The following is a 15,781-nucleotide window of genomic DNA, read 5'->3' as shown; positions in this document are numbered from 1 at the left end:
TAAGTCGCCTCTGTCAGTGTTAACTTTTACACATAAATTTCAGTTATTAACAAAAGAAAAAGAAGCAAAAAGAAAATCCTACAATAACAATAACCACTCTTTCTTAGAGATTACTAATCTAAAGGAAGGTGGTCGTATGTGTCGCTTTGTTACATTCGCCCGCCCAGGGCGGGCGGGATTTCTCTGCTAACCAAATGCTATAAACATTTGACCCTTTCAGGGTCATTGCAATGCTATAAAAATCACAAGATAATAATTAGATGTAGATAGAAGCTAGCCATCTAAACGGGATCGAAGCGATAGCCTTTTGCCGAATCAATTATGCCGATTACAAAAAATTTCATAGCAAAAGCTATAGCAAAGAGCCCGGTTACAGGAGCTTGAGAGCACCAGCCTTGCTTTCCAAATCAGAATAACCAATCTGACCTTATCTTTAGTTATATACTTCTTCTGTAAATGAAAACGCTTATCAAAAGCTTACAATTATCTGATTGCCAGTTTATTTTCATTGAATTTCTCAATCAGATAATCTGCATAACGCAGAAAACCCAGATCGGTCAGGTGGGTTCCATCAACGGTACCCTCATAATCTGTTCCGATTGAACCTGCCGCACTGATATAAATAAGATCTTTCATGCCCCCTTTTACCAATTTATCGAATTCAGTTTTCAATGCCTGATTCTTCTCATTCATACTATTTAGCAAACTGGCTTGAAAAATAGCTCTTGTATATTCCACGTTTTCGACAAACACAATTGGAGTTTTTGGATTTTTAGCGCGGATGGCTTTGGCTAATGGGACAACACTATCGGTTACTTGTTTGGCTGTCATATTTGGTAGACAGTCAATAACATAATAGGAGGCCTTAATGCCAGAAATAAGCTCTGCCATTGGCGGATCCATTCTTCCATTTCCACTAAAACCGAAGTTAATACAATCCACATTTAACTTTCTGGAGATGATGCTTGTGAACACCATTCCAGGTCTTGATGCACAGCCACCCTGTAAAATACTGGTTCCGTAAAAAACAATAGGTAGCTTTTTATCGGCAGCAGGCTTCGTAATCGTACTGCCGTTTTCTATTCCAATTTCCACTTTGGTTGTGCCATCATAAAGTGGTAAATAGAGTTTAAATTCCCTTTCGCCCGGACTAAGAGAACTGATCAGAGAAGCTTCATTTTCCTTTGCTGTTGGTCTGCCTGTATTCACATAGGTCCATACTCCATTAACTTTGCAATAAAGATCAACGCCTTTTATGCCCGTTTCGGCCATGTGGTTCATTTTTGTATCATTCAACAAAGCCCACTTTACTTTTACAGAACTTGAGTTGGTATTAAATCTTATGGAGATTCCGGCGGAATTTTTTGACAGATCCCAAACAGGCTTTCTGACTTTATCCTTGTAGGATGCTGGTAAACGGTCGTACGGACTTTCTTTTTCAGATTCAGCAACTCCAGTGCCCTCGATTAAGAAGGATTCTTTACCATAATAGATAGTATTATCTTTTTTGGCAGGACTTTCCTGAGAAATGGCTGAAGTGCTGATAAAGCATAGGAGCAGAAGGCAAATGAATTTAGGCATAGGATTGTTTTTTTGTAATGTGTGATTAAATATAGGATTACAATGAATAAGGAACAAGAAGAAGTTTTAGGGATTTTTATGTGTTATGCTTACCCGGTTCAGGCAATTAGCTCTGATATTTCATCCTGATTAAATGTTTAAACCATTATCTTGCAGTGCCAAATCCAAATTGGTAAAAGAGACATGATCAGTTATACAATTTCAGGATGAGCACAGAGGCTACAAACACAAAGCTGAAATTCTCATCGTATGAAATTTTTGTAATACTAATTCTTACGCTTGCTCAGTTTACAGTTGTCCTTGATTTTATTGTCATTTCACCGCTCGGCGATCTCCTGATGAAATCCATGAACCTGAGTACCACTCAGTTTGGATTGTCGGTATCAGCATATGCCTTCAGTGCCGGCTTCTCAGGCCTAATGACTGCAGGGTTTGCTGATCGTTTCGACAGAAAGAAATTGCTTTTGTTTTTTTATATCGGCTTTATTGTCGGCACATTTTTCTGTGGTTTGAGCGATACTTATCCTATGCTTTTGGCTGCCAGGATTTTTACCGGTTTATTTGGGGGCGTCATCGGCTCAATTTCAATGGCTATTGTTTCAGACTTGTTTCCACTCGAGAAAAGGGGTAGGGTGTTTGGCTTCCTGCAAATGGGCTTTGGAGCCAGCCAGGTTCTGGGAATTCCAATAAGTTTATATATCGCGAATATCTGGGGCTGGCAATCGCCATTTCTGATGATTGTGGGTTTGTCAATTCTTGTCTGGCTTTTTATAGTGTTTAAATTGAAACCAGTGACGGAGCATCTTGAGCAAAAGAGTGAGCAGAATGCGATTGCTCATTTATGGCAGACACTGACTTTGCGTAAATATCGTATCGGCTTTCTGGCAACCGCATTTCTTTCTTTGGGTAGTTTTATGATGATGCCCTGGGGGAGTGCTTATGTGATCAATAATTTGAAGATTACGGCCCAGCAGCTTCCATTTATTTACATGGCTTCAGGAGTTTGCACCCTTACCATCATGCCGATAGTAGGAAAATTAAGTGATTGTTTCGATAAATTTCATCTGTTTACCATTGCATCAATGATTCTGGTCGTTGTAATCATTATTTATGCGAATCTCGGGCCTGTTTCATTCTGGATTGTCCTGGTCATGAACCTTGGTCTGCAGGTGGGCTTCATGAGCCGGATGGTCCCGTCTATTGCACTTACCTCAGCCTTGCCACAAAAAAAGGACCGTGGGGCATTCATGGGAATAAATTCATCCCTTCAGCAGATCGCCGGTGGAATTGCCGCAGCCCTGGGTGGGATGATCGTTGTTCAGAATGATAAATTAAGTCCCCTTGAACATTATGACACGCTTGTTTATGTAGTTGTCTTGCTTTCTATAATTTCTGTTTTTTTACTTTTGAGAGTAAGCAGAATTATAAAGAATAACGATTGATCAGAACCAAGAATCAAGAGCCAAGAATCAAGAGCCAGGATCAAGGACTAAGGACAAGACTTTCATATGTCGTATCTCAGACCTCAGACCTCACATCTCATATCTCACATCTCATATCTCACATCACATATCTCGCATCTCAATTCTTATTTCGTATCTTAAACATTTTCAAGTTCTAATTCATAGCAGAATTTGGAGATGAATTCAAAAAGAAATTGTGTTTATTTGCATGACCAAAAGAGCCTTCAAAATTTATGCTTTCTAAAAAGACCCGTTATGCTTTAAAAGCCCTCGTAGTTTTGGGGAAAAATTTTGGAGGGGTTCCTATTCAAATTTCTAAAATTGCCTCAGAGGAGCACATCCCTAAGAAGTTTCTGGAGCAAATTCTTCTCGACCTCAGAAATGCAGGTCTTTTATACAGCAAGAAAGGTTCGGGTGGTGGTTATGGACTTGTAAAAGATCCTGCAGAGATCTCAGTGGTTCAGATCTTGCGTCTTACAGGTGGACCCGTTGCCCTTCTTCCCTGCGTCAGCCTGAATTTTTATCAGAAATGCGATGAGTGCGACAATGAAGTAACTTGCGGTGTGAGAGATGTTTTTGTAGATGTGAGGGATGTTACAGTCAAGATTTTAAGCGAAACAAGTATTGCGGATGTGATAAAAAGAGAAAAGAATTTAATAGAAAATTACACTCAATAATTTTTTTTCAAAAAAAGTCTACTAAATCTATATGCTTTGTATTATATTTGCCTAATGAAAAAATTAAGCCTTCCTGTTTTCAATGAAATAACAATGAATTGTTGTTATATGGGCATAATTAATCATTGAGGAAGACCAGACATAAAATAATTTATTATATGCATGAACCTCTTCAAACATTAGAAGAGGTTTTTTTTTGAAATATAAATGAACAGTTTCAGAACAGAATTAGAAGATCCGATTGTACAAAAGGATATCATTGATCTCGAAAAGAAGATCAGGGAATTTCGTGAAGGTAAGATCCATGATGAGAAATTTCGCAGCCTTCGTTTAGCCCGCGGTATTTATGGTCAGCGACAGCCCGGAGTGCAGATGATTCGAATCAAGCTTCCTTTCGGAAAAATTAGCTTTAAGCAAATCCTGCGTATTGCTGATATTTCGGATGAGTATGCGAGCAGCAATCTTCATTTAACCACACGTCAGGATATCCAGATTCACTATGTAAGTCTGGATCGTACACCTGAATTATGGGCAAAACTGGAGCAGGATGATATCACACTCAGAGAAGCCTGTGGAAATACGGTGAGAAATGTTACTGCTTCTTCAACTGCCGGAATTGATCCGAATGAGCTCTTTGATGTTTCACCTTATGCCCATGCAACCTTTAAATATTTTCTGCGTAACCCAATCTGTCAGGAAATGGGCAGAAAGTTCAAGATCGCATTTTCGGCTACCGAAGCAGATTCTGCCTTTACCTATATTCATGATCTGGGGTTTATTCCCAAGGTTCAGGTAAAGGAAGGAAAAGAGATCCGCGGGTTTAAAGTTTTGTTTGGCGGGGGGCTTGGTGCTCAGCCTTCAATTGCTCATGCGATTAACGATTTTCTTCCCGAAAATGAATTGATTCCATATATTGAGGCTACTCTAAGGGTGTTCGACAGACATGGTGAACGCACGAACAGGAATAAAGCAAGGATGAAATTTCTGGTTGCTAAATTGGGACTTGAAGAAGTTTTAAGGCTTATTGAAGCTGAGAAAAAAGCAATCCGATTTAAGAAATTTGTTATTGATCGTGATACCATTGCCCTACCTGAAATTCCTGAAGTAATTTCTCTGCCGGAAGCTCAAATCACTGATCAGTTTCAATACCAACGCTGGCTGGATACCAATGTATTTGAGCAAAAACAGGAAGGGTTTTATGGTGTCTACATTAAGGTTACTACCGGAGACATTCCAACAGCCAAAGCCAGAAAGTTTATTTCAGCGATCAACGGACTTGTAGCGGATGAAATTAGAATTACTATTAATCAGGGTTTGCTTTTAAAGTTTGCCAGAAAAGAGGCCTTGCCACTTCTGTTCGAACGTTTAAAGGAGCTGGATTTTGTTAAGCCCGGATTTGATAGTGTGGGGGATGTTACCACCTGTCCGGGTACAGATACCTGTAATCTTGGAATTTCAAACAGCACCGAATTAGCGCGTGTTCTGGAAGATCTTATCTCTGATGAATACGATGAATTACTTGATAATCAGGATATTAAAATAAAGATTAGCGGTTGTATGAACAGTTGCGGTCAGCATGGGCTTGCTCAGATTGGCTTTCATGGAAGCTCACTAAAAGCTGCCGGAAAAGTAGTCCCTGCAGCACAGGTTTTATTAGGTGGTGGTACTTTAGGCGATGGTCTGGGCCGTGCTGCCGATAAGGTGATCAAAGTTCCGTCTAAAAGAACCAAAGATGTTGTCAGGTTTGTGCTGGATAATTACAGGCACAATAAGCAGGAAAATGAACTTTTCAACGAATATTATGACAGACTTGGGAAGGATCATTTTTATCAGCTCTTAAAACCGCTCGCCGATCTTAGTACACTTACACCTGATGAGTTTGTTGACTGGGGACATGAAGAGACTTTCGAAACAGCAATTGGTGTCGGAGAATGTGCGGGAGTGATGATCGATCTGGTTTCAACCTTATTGCTTGAGGCAGAAGAGAAACTGCAATGGTCTGTTGAATCTTTTGATGCGAAAGCTTACTCTGATTCAATCTATCATGCCTACAGCGTATTCATTAGCAGCGCGAAAGCGATGTTGCTGGATAAAGGCATTAACAGTAGCACTCAAACCGGGATTATTCGGGATTTTGACGAACAATACAAAGAGAGCAGCATTCTTGCCGGTCTTGGAAGCTTTAATGACCTGGTACTGCAAATAAATAAAAATGAGCCATCAGCTGAGTTTGCTCAACATTATGTGGGTACAACAGTTGATTTTATTAATAGAATTAAGAAAGAAAAGGAGGCGATTCAATCATGATACAGACTCAGGTAAAAAATATAATTAAAGAACCAAGAATTACTCTGGTTGGCGCAGGTCCAGGTGATGCAGAACTGATCAGTCTGAAAGGTGTACGTATTCTGAAATCTGCAGATGTAGTTTTATATGATGCGCTGGTGAACAGTGAATTGCTTGATTTTGCACCTGAAAGTGCAATAAAAGTATATGTAGGTAAACGTTCAGGCGATCATTCCTATTCACAGGAAGCGGTGAATAAACTGATGATTGATTATGCATTGAACTACGGTCACGTAGTTCGTTTGAAAGGTGGAGATCCATTCGTTTTCGGACGTGGTTTTGAGGAATTGGAAATGGCAGCATCCTACAGTATTCAAACAGAAGTTGTACCCGGAATTTCAAGCAGTATATCTGTCCCGGCACTTCAGGGAATACCGGTTACTCATCGTGGTGTAAGTGAAAGTTTTTGGGTAGTTACCGGAACGACCAGTTCAGGAGAAATTTCTAAAGATCTTTATACTGCAGCTAAAACAGACGCAACAATTGTCGTTCTGATGGGAGTTAAAAAATTAAAGGAGATTGCTGAAATATTTGTTGCCGAAGGCAAAAGCAGGCTTCCGGCAGCGGTTATTCAGAACGGATCGATGGAAAATGAGAAAGTTGTTGTGGCTACTGCTGCAACAATCTATGAAACTGCTCAGGATCATAAAATTGACTCTCCTGCTTTAATTATCTTCGGTGAAGTTGTAGGCTTGCATTCAAAATTTCAGCCAATTAAGGCATTCTATGAGCTTTCAGAGCAAGAATAGCATTGAAGTTAAAAAGGAGGGAAATCAACTTTTTCCGGTATTCCTTAAGCTTAATCAGCTTAAGGTTTTGCTGGTTGGGGGTGGAAATATCGGACTTGAAAAATTGCAGGCCGTATTATTAAACAGCCCCGAAGCTAAGATTACTATTGTTTCTGACACCTTTCTGCCAACACTTTTAGATTTTGTTGCAGCTTATCCTGAAGTAAAACTTTTTCACAGGAAGTTCGAATCAAATGATCTTCTCGGGCATGATATTGTTATTCTTGCAACCGGGGATAATACTTTAAATGCTGAGATCAGAAGCATGGCACGTGAGCTGAATTTACTAATTAATGTGGCGGATAAGCCTGAACTCTGTGATTTTTATCTGGGATCAATTGTAAAAAAAGGGGATCTCAAAATCGGGATTTCGACGAATGGGAAATCGCCAACAATTGCCAAACGACTGAAGGAGCTTTTTCAGGAGAACCTGCCTGATGAGCTAGATCTTTCCCTGCAGCAGATGAATGCATTAAGAAATACACTCAATGGTGATTTTGCACACAAGGTGAAGGAGTTAAACAAGGCAACTGCGATCCTGGTCACTCCAGCAGCAGAGCAGGTGGCCAGCAGAAGAATGCGATGGGCGATATGGGGAGCAGGTTTTTTTAGTATTCTGTTGATTTTCGGACTATTCTGGTTTAATGATCCGGCATTCCGCAATTATGTGGAAGGGATTCATCCCACTTTTTATTATTTCCTGATCGCCGGATTTATTTTTGCGATGATCGATGGTGCAATAGGAATGTCCTATGGTGTTACTTCTACAACCTTTTCATTGTCTATGGGTATTCCACCGGCCTCAGCAAGTACCGCAGTTCATGTTTCAGAGATCCTGAGCAATGGCATTGCCGGCTGGATGCATTTCAGGATGAAAAATGTGAATATGCGTTTATTCTGGTTATTGCTTATTCCAGGTGTGATCGGTGCAGTACTCGGTGCGGTTTTGCTTTCATCCCTTGAGCATTATAGTTATATAACCAAGCCTATTGTTTCATTATATACTTTAATTCTCGGGATAGTAATCCTGCTTAAGGCAATTAAGATAAATCGTAAAAAAAACAGCGCTAAAATTAAAAATATTCGTTTTCTTGGTTTTGGAGGCGGTTTTATTGATGCGGTTGGTGGTGGTGGTTGGGGATCGATTGTTTTGTCTTCCCTCATTGCAGGCGGACGTAATGCCCGATATGCCCTGGGAACGGTAAAACTTTCGAGATTCTTTATTGCATTAATGAGTTCTCTGGCATTTATTACGATGCTAAATAATGTATACTGGGATGCTGTTTTGGGTCTGGTTATTGGCAGTGCGATTGCATCGCCTATTGCTGCCCGTTTGTCTAATAAAATTTCGGTTAAAGCAATCATGATTGCGGTAAGTATAATTGTTATTGTAGTGAGTCTTAAAACAATTATCACCACCCTGATTAATTTTATTTAATTAAGTATTTTTGCCGAAATCCTACAGAACAATGAAAGAAAAATCCAAGCTCATACGAACCCAGGCAGCACGTACCTCAAACAAAGAACATTCAGTGCCGCTCTACCTGACTTCAAGTTTTGTGTTCGATAATGCAGAGCATGGAAGAGCTATGTTTGCTGATGAAGTAGAGGGAAATATCTATTCCCGTTATTCTAACCCAAATACCACAGAATTCATAGACAAAGTGCGTGATTTTGAAGGTGCTGAAGCTGGATTGGCTTTTTCATCAGGAATGGCGGCTGTATTTGCTTCGATTGCAGGTTTGCTCCGCAGCGGAGATCATATCGTTGCGTTTCGTTCAATATTTGGTTCTACCCATCAGTTATTCACTCAATTACTGCCGCGCTGGGGCATTACCACAACGTATGTTGACGCATCAAAGCCGGAAGATTTTGAGCCTGCATTGCGCCCTGAAACAAAAATGGTATTTCTTGAAACACCATCAAATCCCGGACTTGAACTGGTTGATCTGGAATGGCTCGGGAAATTAAAACAAAAGCATAATTTCATCTTAAACGTGGATAATTGTTTTGCCACGCCCTATCTGCAAAAGCCCATCGAGTATGGTGCTGATCTGGTAAGCCATTCGGCGACTAAATATATGGACGGACAAGGAAGAGTACTTGGAGGAGTAGTAGTTGGCCGTAAAGATTTGTTAAAAGAGCTGATGTTCTTTATTCGACATACAGGCCCTGCGATGTCGGCTTTCAATGCCTGGACTATTTCAAAAAGTCTTGAAACTCTTCCTGTAAGGATGGACAGGCATTGCAGTAATGCATTGAAAGTCGCAGAAACTCTGGAACAGCATCCTGAAGTAGAAGTTGTCAGATATCCACACCTGCCTTCCCACCCGCAATATGAACTGGCTAAACGTCAGATGAAGCAGGGTGGTGGTATTGTTACCTTTATAGTTAAAGGAGGCTTTGAACGAGGGAAACGGTTTATGGATGCATTGAAGATGATCCTGTTATCACCCAATCTTGGAGATACCCGTTCAATTGCGACCCATCCGGCCTCAACAACCCATTCTAAATTAAGTGATGCAGAACGTGCACAGATTGGAATTTTCCCCGGCAGTATCAGGATATCTGTCGGTTTGGAGGATATTGATGATATCCTTGAAGATCTGTCACAGGCGCTCGATAATTCGATAAATTAAAATATAATGAACAGTTCGGAAAAAATACTTCAGGAGATCAAAGGTTTAGGGATTGAACAGTCACTGGAATATCTGGTGAAGACTTTTCCGGGAGAAGTGATTTTTTCAACGAGTTTTGGATGGGAAGATCAGGTGATTTCGCACATAATATTTAAAAATAATCTCCCGATCAAAGTATTTACTCTTGAAACAGGGAGATTATTTCCCGAGACGTATTATGTCTGGAACCGGACACTCGAAATGTATGGGAAGTCCATACATGCCTATTATCCTGATACTGCAGCGGTAGAAAAAATGGTTAGTTCTAAAGGTCCCAGCAGTTTTTATGAATCGGTAGAGAATCGTAAAGAATGCTGTGGGATCAGGAAAATTGAGCCATTGAAGCGTGCTCTTGCCGGTAATTCATGCTGGATAACAGGTATTCGTGCAGAGCAATCGCTGAACAGGGAACACATGGATCCTGTTGAATGGGATGAGGCAAATCAGATCCTTAAATTTCATCCTATTTTCGATTGGACATTGAATCAGGTTAAAGCATACATCCGCGAGAATAATATTCCTTATAACCCATTGCACGACAAGGGTTTCCCGAGTATTGGATGTGCTCCTTGTACCCGGGCTGTTAAAGAAGGGGAAGATTTCAGGGCCGGTCGCTGGTGGTGGGAAGATCAGGATAAAAAGGAATGTGGTTTACATTCTTCCTGAACAAGATGAATCAAATTTTTACGCATCATAATGCGATTTTATAATTTAATATGAATAAACAGGACACAACTTATTTAGACCAGCTGGAAGCCGAAGCAATATATATATTGCGTGAAGTTGCCGGCCAGTTTGAAAAACCCGCTTTGTTATTTTCTGGCGGAAAGGACTCGATAACACTTGTCAGACTTGCTGAAAAAGCATTCAGACCCGGAAAGTTTCCCTTTCCACTGGTGCATATAGATACCGGACATAATTTTCCTGAGACAATTACCTATCGTGATAATATGATCTCAAGGATTGGAGAGAAACTGATTGTAGGTTATGTTCAGGATTCAATTGATCAGGGAAAGGTAATTGAACAGACTGGGAAAAATGCGAGTAGAAATGCCCTGCAAACCGTCACTTTGCTGGACACCATTGCCGAAAATAAGTTTGATGCATGCATAGGCGGTGCCCGCAGGGATGAGGAAAAGGCCCGCGCCAAAGAGAGAATATTTTCGGTCCGTGATGAATTTGGGCAATGGGATCCGAAACGTCAGCGGCCGGAACTATGGAATATTTATAATGGCAGAATCCATAAAGGAGAAAATGTCAGGGTATTCCCGATCAGTAACTGGACTGAACTCGATGTCTGGAATTATATCCGTCGGGAAAAAATCGAATTGCCATCGATCTATTTTGCACATGAGCGCGAGGTTATTACCCGAAATGGACAGTTAATGGCTGCAGCTGAGTTCCTGAACATGGATCATGAGGATCATATAGAACGTAAGAATGTTCGTTTCAGAACGGTGGGGGATATGACCTGTACTGCAGCTGTTGAGTCGGATGCAGATCAGATCGATGATATCATTGAAGAGATCAAATTTTCAAAAATTAGTGAACGAGGCGCCAGAATGGATGACAAAGTATCCGAGGCTGCCATGGAAGACCGTAAGAAGGGGGGATATTTTTAATATGGATTTACTAAAATTTTTTACAGCCGGAAGTGTAGATGACGGTAAGAGTACTTTAATTGGCCGTCTTCTTTATGATAGTGAGTCAATCCTCGCCGATCAGCTTGAGGCTTTGCAGCAGTCGAACCGTAAGAATGATGACGGAACAATTGACCTGGCCATTTTAACAGATGGATTAAAGGCTGAGCGCGAGCAGGGGATTACCATTGATGTGGCCTATAAATATTTTCAGACAGACAGAAGAAAGTTTATCATTGCTGATACTCCGGGACATATCCAGTATACCCGAAATATGGTTACCGGAGCATCCAATTCTGACCTGGCGATTATTCTGGTGGATGCCCGAAATGGTGTGGTGGAGCAAACCATCAGACATTCTTTCCTGGTTTCCCTTCTTGAACTTAAACATGTGGTTGTCTGTATCAATAAGATGGATATGGTGGCTTACAGTGAGGATGTTTTCAATTCCATCAGGGAGGCTTATGCTGCCATTGCGGTTAAACTTAACCTGAAAGAGGTAACCTATATTCCGGTAAGTGCTCTGAAGGGAGATAATATTGTAAATAAATCAGATAAAATGTCCTGGTATGATGGGAAGAGCCTGCTTGATCATCTCGAAACCATCGAGGTAAATGAAGCGGTATTGTCACATCAGGCACGCATGCCTGTACAATGGGTGATCAGACCGCAGACTGATGAACTTCATGATTATCGTGGATACGCCGGTCGTATTTTAAGTGGAAGTTTTCATGTGAATGATAAGATTACGGTTCTGCCATCGGGAATCCGTTCAGAGATCAGTAAAATTGAAACCGATTTTTCAGAACAGGATGAGGCGCAGTCGGGAATGTCGGTAACCCTTCACCTTAAGGATAATATTGATATTGGCCGCGGTGATATTTTGGTTAATACTTCTCATGAGCCTCTGGTTTCTCAGGAAATTGAGGCAGATTTATGCTGGATGGACACACGTCCGCTGGATTCGTCTATCATGTACCTGATCCAGCATAATAGTAAGGTTACTAAATGTAAGATTCGTGAGATCCTTCATAAGGTTAATATAAATACTCTTGAAAAAATAGACACAGATTCGTTTCAATTAAATGATATCGGTCGGATAGTGCTTAAAACTGCTGAATCCCTTGCTTTTGATCTTTATCAGGATAATAAACTGAATGGGGGTGCGATTCTGATTGATCCTCGTACAAACCTGACTGTTGGAGCTTTGATGTTCCGCGCTAACGCAGGATAAAATACTAATAATGTGTTACTATGAAATGACGTTAATAGTTCAGCTATTAACGTCATTTCATAGCTCACAGCTAATCCCTGATTGCTCATACCTCATTGGATATGCCTTGCAAAATCCCTAACTTTGTCAAAAATATAAAGCAGTGAAAGTAGCCTTAAAAAGAGTAAATGATGCGGTTCATTTTGAAGCATCAGCCCCCTCCTCAACAGTAAAAGTACATATTGACGGTTCTCCGGATATTGGTGGCCAGGCTCTTGGTGTACGACCTATGGAAATGGTGCTTATGGCATTGGCTTCCTGCAGTTCGTTAGATCTGGTTACAATCCTTAAAAAGCAAAAACAAGTGATCAATGATTTTTCGGTCGATGTTGAGGCAGAACGAAGGGAACAGATCCCCAATATTTTTACAAAGATCCACTTATTGTTTCACCTCAAAGGGGATATCGATCCCGCTAAAGCAGAAAGAGCTGCAGAGCTTGCGGTAAAAAAATACTGTTCGGTTCATGATATGCTGGTTGCCGGGGGAGTTGAGATTAATTATTCCCTGGAAATTAATAATTAGCAAATTAGAGAATTAGAAGTTAGCAAATGAATTTGTTGATGAATTAATTTGTCGATTTGTCAATTGATTTTTACTTTAAGTGGATTTTTCCGCGAGGAAAGATCTGTTGCAAATGAGGAAATGGGGAATAGGAAATAGAGTTTGAATGGAACTCGGATTTCACTAAGCAACAACCAACCATCTACCGTCATCTCTGTAGAAGTCAGATAATTCGAGGACAGAATTTAGATTTAAACACTGAATCTAATATGTTATGCGAATCAACACAAACGATCTGACACTGAAAGCAGAAAACTGCTAACCTTTGCCAGAACTTAATTTTTTCTTATTTTTAATATTAAAATCGGAGAAATATGCTAAGTAAAACCAAAACTTTATTCTCAGGACTATCAATTGTCTTGATGGTTTGTCTGACGGGCTTTGTGCCTGATAACAAAATCGCTGATGAATCGATTAATGGTGCCTGGAAAACCCAGCAGAGTACTTTAGAGCAGGTCCTGCTGTTCTCAGACGGGTATTTTATGCATACGATTTTTGATAAGGTGAATAAGCAGTTCATACAAAGCAGGGGAGGAACCTATTCCTTTTCCAGCAAGGATTTGGTAGCCAAAATTGAATTCAATACCCATGATAAGGATCAGATCGGTCAGTCGATTACCTACAGCTTTTCTGTAAACAAGAATAAATTAAGTAGTGATATCAGTGGCAAAAAAGCTATCTGGGATATGCTCGATACGGGTGAGGGTGAGATGGCGGGCACCTGGCGTATGTCGGGGCGTAAGACTGATGGAAAGATCGTAATGAGTCCGCCAGGAGCGCGTAAAACCCTGAAAGTTCTGACAGGAACGAAATTTCAATGGGCAGCAATTAACGCTGAAACAAAAGAATTTTTTGGTACTGGCGGAGGCTCATACACCTTCGTCAATGGAAAGTATACCGAAAATATTGAATTCTTCTCCCGTGATAATAGCAGAGTAGGTGCCTCACTTTCTTTTGACGGGAAATTAGTTGATGGGAACTGGCATCATTCAGGACTTAGTTCTACAGGGAATCCGATTTATGAGGTATGGTCAAAAGAATTGAAACAATAAGCTTGTTTTCTATTTCCGTATATTTTTCTTAACCCCTTCTCCCTGCAATTGGCATGGGTAATTTTCAGGAGCAAACTAATATTTTGCTCCTGAAAACAGATCTTTTAATTTACAATAAGCACCTGCTGCGGTAGCATAAGCATAGCTGGTGACTGCATTTTTAAAACTTTCCCGCTTTTTGAATTCCCAGATATCGCTTTTCCATCTGGCAAAATTAATATCGTTGATCTGATCAAATATCACAGAAATATTGGTTGTCAGTGAAAGAGCTGTGTGCCAGGTTCCGCGGGGGATGAATAAGGTTTCTCCCGGAAGAATTGTTCCTGTAATCGGGGTCGCATTTTCGAATTTTGGATGTATTTTATAGTCCGGATTAAAAATATTAACCAGGGAGACATATGGGTTCTTTGGATCAGGATAGAGCATTTCATCCTGCCCCTGAGGGAAAATAGTTATTTGTTTCTCTCCATATACCTGGGTTATCCAGGCATTGGTGTAGTACTGGTCGATGTGTGCAAAGGGAAACTGGCAACCTAAACCTCCGATGAATAATTCAAGACTGTTTCCGAGCTTGCCAGGGGGGAAAACCTTTTCTTCGAACCAATTTGGTTTAGCATAGCCCATATTAACCGGCTCAATCAATGGGAGTAACTCAGGTAATTGAGTCCGGATTTCGAAAATTGCAGGATACGGAGCCGGATTTTCGGGAGTACTTATTGCTACACGATCTAAAATCTCTGCAATTGTGTATTCTTTGTAATTAATACTTGTACTCCGGTCACTAAAATGTTCTCTCAGATATTCGGGAGTAATCAAGCCTTGAGCCTTCCATCCTTTCGACGCATTTTTAAAAATTAGCGGTACCCTGGGCTTATAGTGTTCCTCCATAAACTCTTCGTAGGATAGTTGCGATTTTTTCTGGATGGTCATCGATTATTGAATTAAATGAATGTGATTATTTTCATTCTATAACATGCTTAATTTGCTTGTTTTCAGAATTCAAAATACAAATAATTTAGCTTTGTTTCAGTCTGGCAGGCGATACTGCCAATATATTCATAATCAATATTGAAACTTTTCAGTAGCCAGTTGCCATTTAATCCGATGAGTTCTTCATTAATGTTATGCCAGCCGTCGAGGCAGGGAATATTCCTGAGTTCATCGTCCAGCCCTTTTGAACTTGCTTTGCACTGGGCTTCTTTGCGGGTCCAGAGTCTGAAAAAAAGCTCCCTGCTATCAGACGCCTCTTCGATGCAACTAATTTCATGCTCACTGAAACTATGTTTAAGGATATCAGTGTACTTGAAGCCTGTTTCTAATCGTTCAATATCAACCCCAATCTCAGTATTTGATATGGCAATCAGAATTAGTTCACCTGAATGGGATACATTAAACTGTATTTTATCTGACTCTGCTCTCAGCTCTGGTTTTTTATTTTTGCCTGCGATAAACTCAATCTCTGAAGCGGGAATGTCAGTATATCTGCTGAGGAGAATTCTCAGGGCTGCTCTTCTGGAAATAAAAGAATCACGGTCTTTGGAATGAAGAAAACGGGCTGCCTTTAAAAGTTCACCCTTACTGAGTATATTTTCTGGAATAAGGTGGTAGCCCTGCATACTTATTTTCCAGATGTCGACCTGTTTTTCTGAGTGGCTAAAAAATCCTTTTTGCCATATAGGGTCGATCTGTTCGCAGAAAATCCGGTTCGTTGACATGTGAGA

At 40.5% G+C, this 15,781-nt stretch carries 15 protein-coding genes; 12 read left to right on the top strand and 3 right to left on the bottom strand.

The window, feature by feature from the left end; genetic code table 11:
* On the top strand, positions 1–190 hold a 190-nt coding region (locus Q8M41_RS15010; protein WP_305366103.1), incomplete at its 5' end, for a hypothetical protein.
* A gap of 293 nt (positions 191–483) precedes the next feature.
* Here the strand turns inward: Q8M41_RS15010 and Q8M41_RS15005 are convergent.
* Positions 484–1,581, bottom strand: coding sequence for an SGNH/GDSL hydrolase family protein (locus Q8M41_RS15005; protein WP_305366102.1), 1,098 nt, complete (start codon positions 1,579–1,581; stop codon positions 484–486).
* Between the two features lie 206 nt (positions 1,582–1,787).
* On the opposite strand from Q8M41_RS15005, the gene Q8M41_RS15000 reads away from it, so the two are divergent.
* The 11 genes from Q8M41_RS15000 (at position 1,788) to Q8M41_RS14950 (ending at position 14,060) form a co-directional block, all read left to right on the top strand.
* On the top strand, positions 1,788–3,023 hold the full coding sequence (locus Q8M41_RS15000) for an MFS transporter (RefSeq protein ID WP_305366101.1): 1,236 nt from the start codon (positions 1,788–1,790) through the stop codon (positions 3,021–3,023).
* 254 nt (positions 3,024–3,277) lie between these two features.
* Positions 3,278–3,721 carry an Rrf2 family transcriptional regulator gene (locus tag Q8M41_RS14995; protein WP_305366100.1) on the top strand — a complete coding sequence of 148 codons (444 nt, stop codon included), beginning with the start codon at positions 3,278–3,280 and terminating at the stop codon, positions 3,719–3,721.
* Positions 3,722–3,928: 207 nt separating this feature from the next.
* On the top strand, positions 3,929–6,028 hold the full coding sequence (locus Q8M41_RS14990; protein ID WP_305366099.1) for a HEPN domain-containing protein: 2,100 nt from the start codon (positions 3,929–3,931) through the stop codon (positions 6,026–6,028).
* Positions 6,025–6,816 carry a uroporphyrinogen-III C-methyltransferase gene (cobA, locus tag Q8M41_RS14985; RefSeq protein WP_305366098.1) on the top strand — a complete coding sequence of 264 codons (792 nt, stop codon included), beginning with the start codon at positions 6,025–6,027 and terminating at the stop codon, positions 6,814–6,816. Before Q8M41_RS14990 ends, cobA begins: the two co-directional genes overlap by 4 nt.
* Entirely contained in the window at positions 6,794–8,293 is a 1,500-nt protein-coding gene (locus Q8M41_RS14980; RefSeq protein ID WP_305366097.1) for a TSUP family transporter, read from the top strand. The genes cobA and Q8M41_RS14980 overlap by 23 nt, the downstream gene beginning before the upstream one ends.
* Positions 8,294–8,324: 31 nt before the next feature.
* Positions 8,325–9,494, top strand: a complete 1,170-nt coding sequence (locus Q8M41_RS14975; protein WP_305366096.1) for a PLP-dependent aspartate aminotransferase family protein — start codon at positions 8,325–8,327, stop codon at positions 9,492–9,494.
* 6 nt (positions 9,495–9,500) lie between these two features.
* The gene (locus Q8M41_RS14970; protein WP_305366095.1) at positions 9,501–10,199 is read left to right on the top strand and encodes a phosphoadenylyl-sulfate reductase; all 699 of its coding nucleotides are present in this window, start codon (positions 9,501–9,503) and stop codon (positions 10,197–10,199) included.
* Positions 10,200–10,249: 50 nt separating this feature from the next.
* Positions 10,250–11,155, top strand: coding sequence for a sulfate adenylyltransferase subunit CysD (gene cysD / locus Q8M41_RS14965; protein ID WP_305366094.1), 906 nt, complete (start codon positions 10,250–10,252; stop codon positions 11,153–11,155).
* 1 nt (position 11,156) lies between these two features.
* On the top strand, positions 11,157–12,407 hold the full coding sequence (locus tag Q8M41_RS14960) for a sulfate adenylyltransferase subunit 1 (protein ID WP_305366093.1): 1,251 nt from the start codon (positions 11,157–11,159) through the stop codon (positions 12,405–12,407).
* A 142-nt stretch (positions 12,408–12,549) separates the two neighbouring features.
* Complete coding sequence (locus tag Q8M41_RS14955) at positions 12,550–12,969, top strand: OsmC family protein (RefSeq protein ID WP_305366092.1); 420 nt, start codon at positions 12,550–12,552, stop codon at positions 12,967–12,969.
* Positions 12,970–13,322: 353 nt separating this feature from the next.
* Positions 13,323–14,060, top strand: a complete 738-nt coding sequence (locus tag Q8M41_RS14950) for a hypothetical protein (protein WP_305366091.1) — start codon at positions 13,323–13,325, stop codon at positions 14,058–14,060.
* Positions 14,061–14,135: 75 nt separating this feature from the next.
* Here the strand turns inward: Q8M41_RS14950 and Q8M41_RS14945 are convergent, their stop codons facing one another.
* Both Q8M41_RS14945 and Q8M41_RS14940 read right to left on the bottom strand, forming a co-directional pair.
* Positions 14,136–14,990, bottom strand: coding sequence for a cupin-like domain-containing protein (locus Q8M41_RS14945; protein WP_305366090.1), 855 nt, complete (start codon positions 14,988–14,990; stop codon positions 14,136–14,138).
* A 62-nt stretch (positions 14,991–15,052) separates the two neighbouring features.
* Entirely contained in the window at positions 15,053–15,775 is a 723-nt protein-coding gene (locus Q8M41_RS14940) for a 4'-phosphopantetheinyl transferase superfamily protein (protein ID WP_305366089.1), read from the bottom strand.
* Between the last annotated feature and the right edge of the window lie 6 nt (positions 15,776–15,781).

This window comes from Daejeonella sp. (genome assembly GCF_030684675.1).
Taxonomy (GTDB): domain Bacteria; phylum Bacteroidota; class Bacteroidia; order Sphingobacteriales; family Sphingobacteriaceae; genus Daejeonella.
The sequence above is the reverse complement of the archived record's forward strand: the minus strand, read 5'-3'. Positions and strand labels throughout refer to the sequence as shown.

Bases quoted from the DNA above. Each gene is read 5' to 3' on its own strand.
- Q8M41_RS15005 (WP_305366102.1), bottom strand. From the start codon at position 1,581: ATGCCTAAATTCATTTGCCTTCTGCTCCTATGCTTTATCAGCACTTCA.
- Q8M41_RS14975 (WP_305366096.1), top strand. From the start codon at position 8,325: ATGAAAGAAAAATCCAAGCTCATACGAACCCAGGCAGCACGTACCTCA.
- cysD (WP_305366094.1), top strand. From the start codon at position 10,250: ATGAATAAACAGGACACAACTTATTTAGACCAGCTGGAAGCCGAAGCA.
- Q8M41_RS14990 (WP_305366099.1), top strand. From the start codon at position 3,929: ATGAACAGTTTCAGAACAGAATTAGAAGATCCGATTGTACAAAAGGAT.
- Q8M41_RS14960 (WP_305366093.1), top strand. From the start codon at position 11,157: ATGGATTTACTAAAATTTTTTACAGCCGGAAGTGTAGATGACGGTAAG.
- Q8M41_RS15000 (WP_305366101.1), top strand. From the start codon at position 1,788: ATGAGCACAGAGGCTACAAACACAAAGCTGAAATTCTCATCGTATGAA.
- Q8M41_RS14995 (WP_305366100.1), top strand. From the start codon at position 3,278: ATGCTTTCTAAAAAGACCCGTTATGCTTTAAAAGCCCTCGTAGTTTTG.
- Q8M41_RS14940 (WP_305366089.1), bottom strand. From the start codon at position 15,775: ATGTCAACGAACCGGATTTTCTGCGAACAGATCGACCCTATATGGCAA.
- cobA (WP_305366098.1), top strand. From the start codon at position 6,025: ATGATACAGACTCAGGTAAAAAATATAATTAAAGAACCAAGAATTACT.
- Q8M41_RS14980 (WP_305366097.1), top strand. From the start codon at position 6,794: ATGAGCTTTCAGAGCAAGAATAGCATTGAAGTTAAAAAGGAGGGAAAT.
- Q8M41_RS14970 (WP_305366095.1), top strand. From the start codon at position 9,501: ATGAACAGTTCGGAAAAAATACTTCAGGAGATCAAAGGTTTAGGGATT.
- Q8M41_RS14950 (WP_305366091.1), top strand. From the start codon at position 13,323: ATGCTAAGTAAAACCAAAACTTTATTCTCAGGACTATCAATTGTCTTG.
- Q8M41_RS14945 (WP_305366090.1), bottom strand. From the start codon at position 14,990: ATGACCATCCAGAAAAAATCGCAACTATCCTACGAAGAGTTTATGGAG.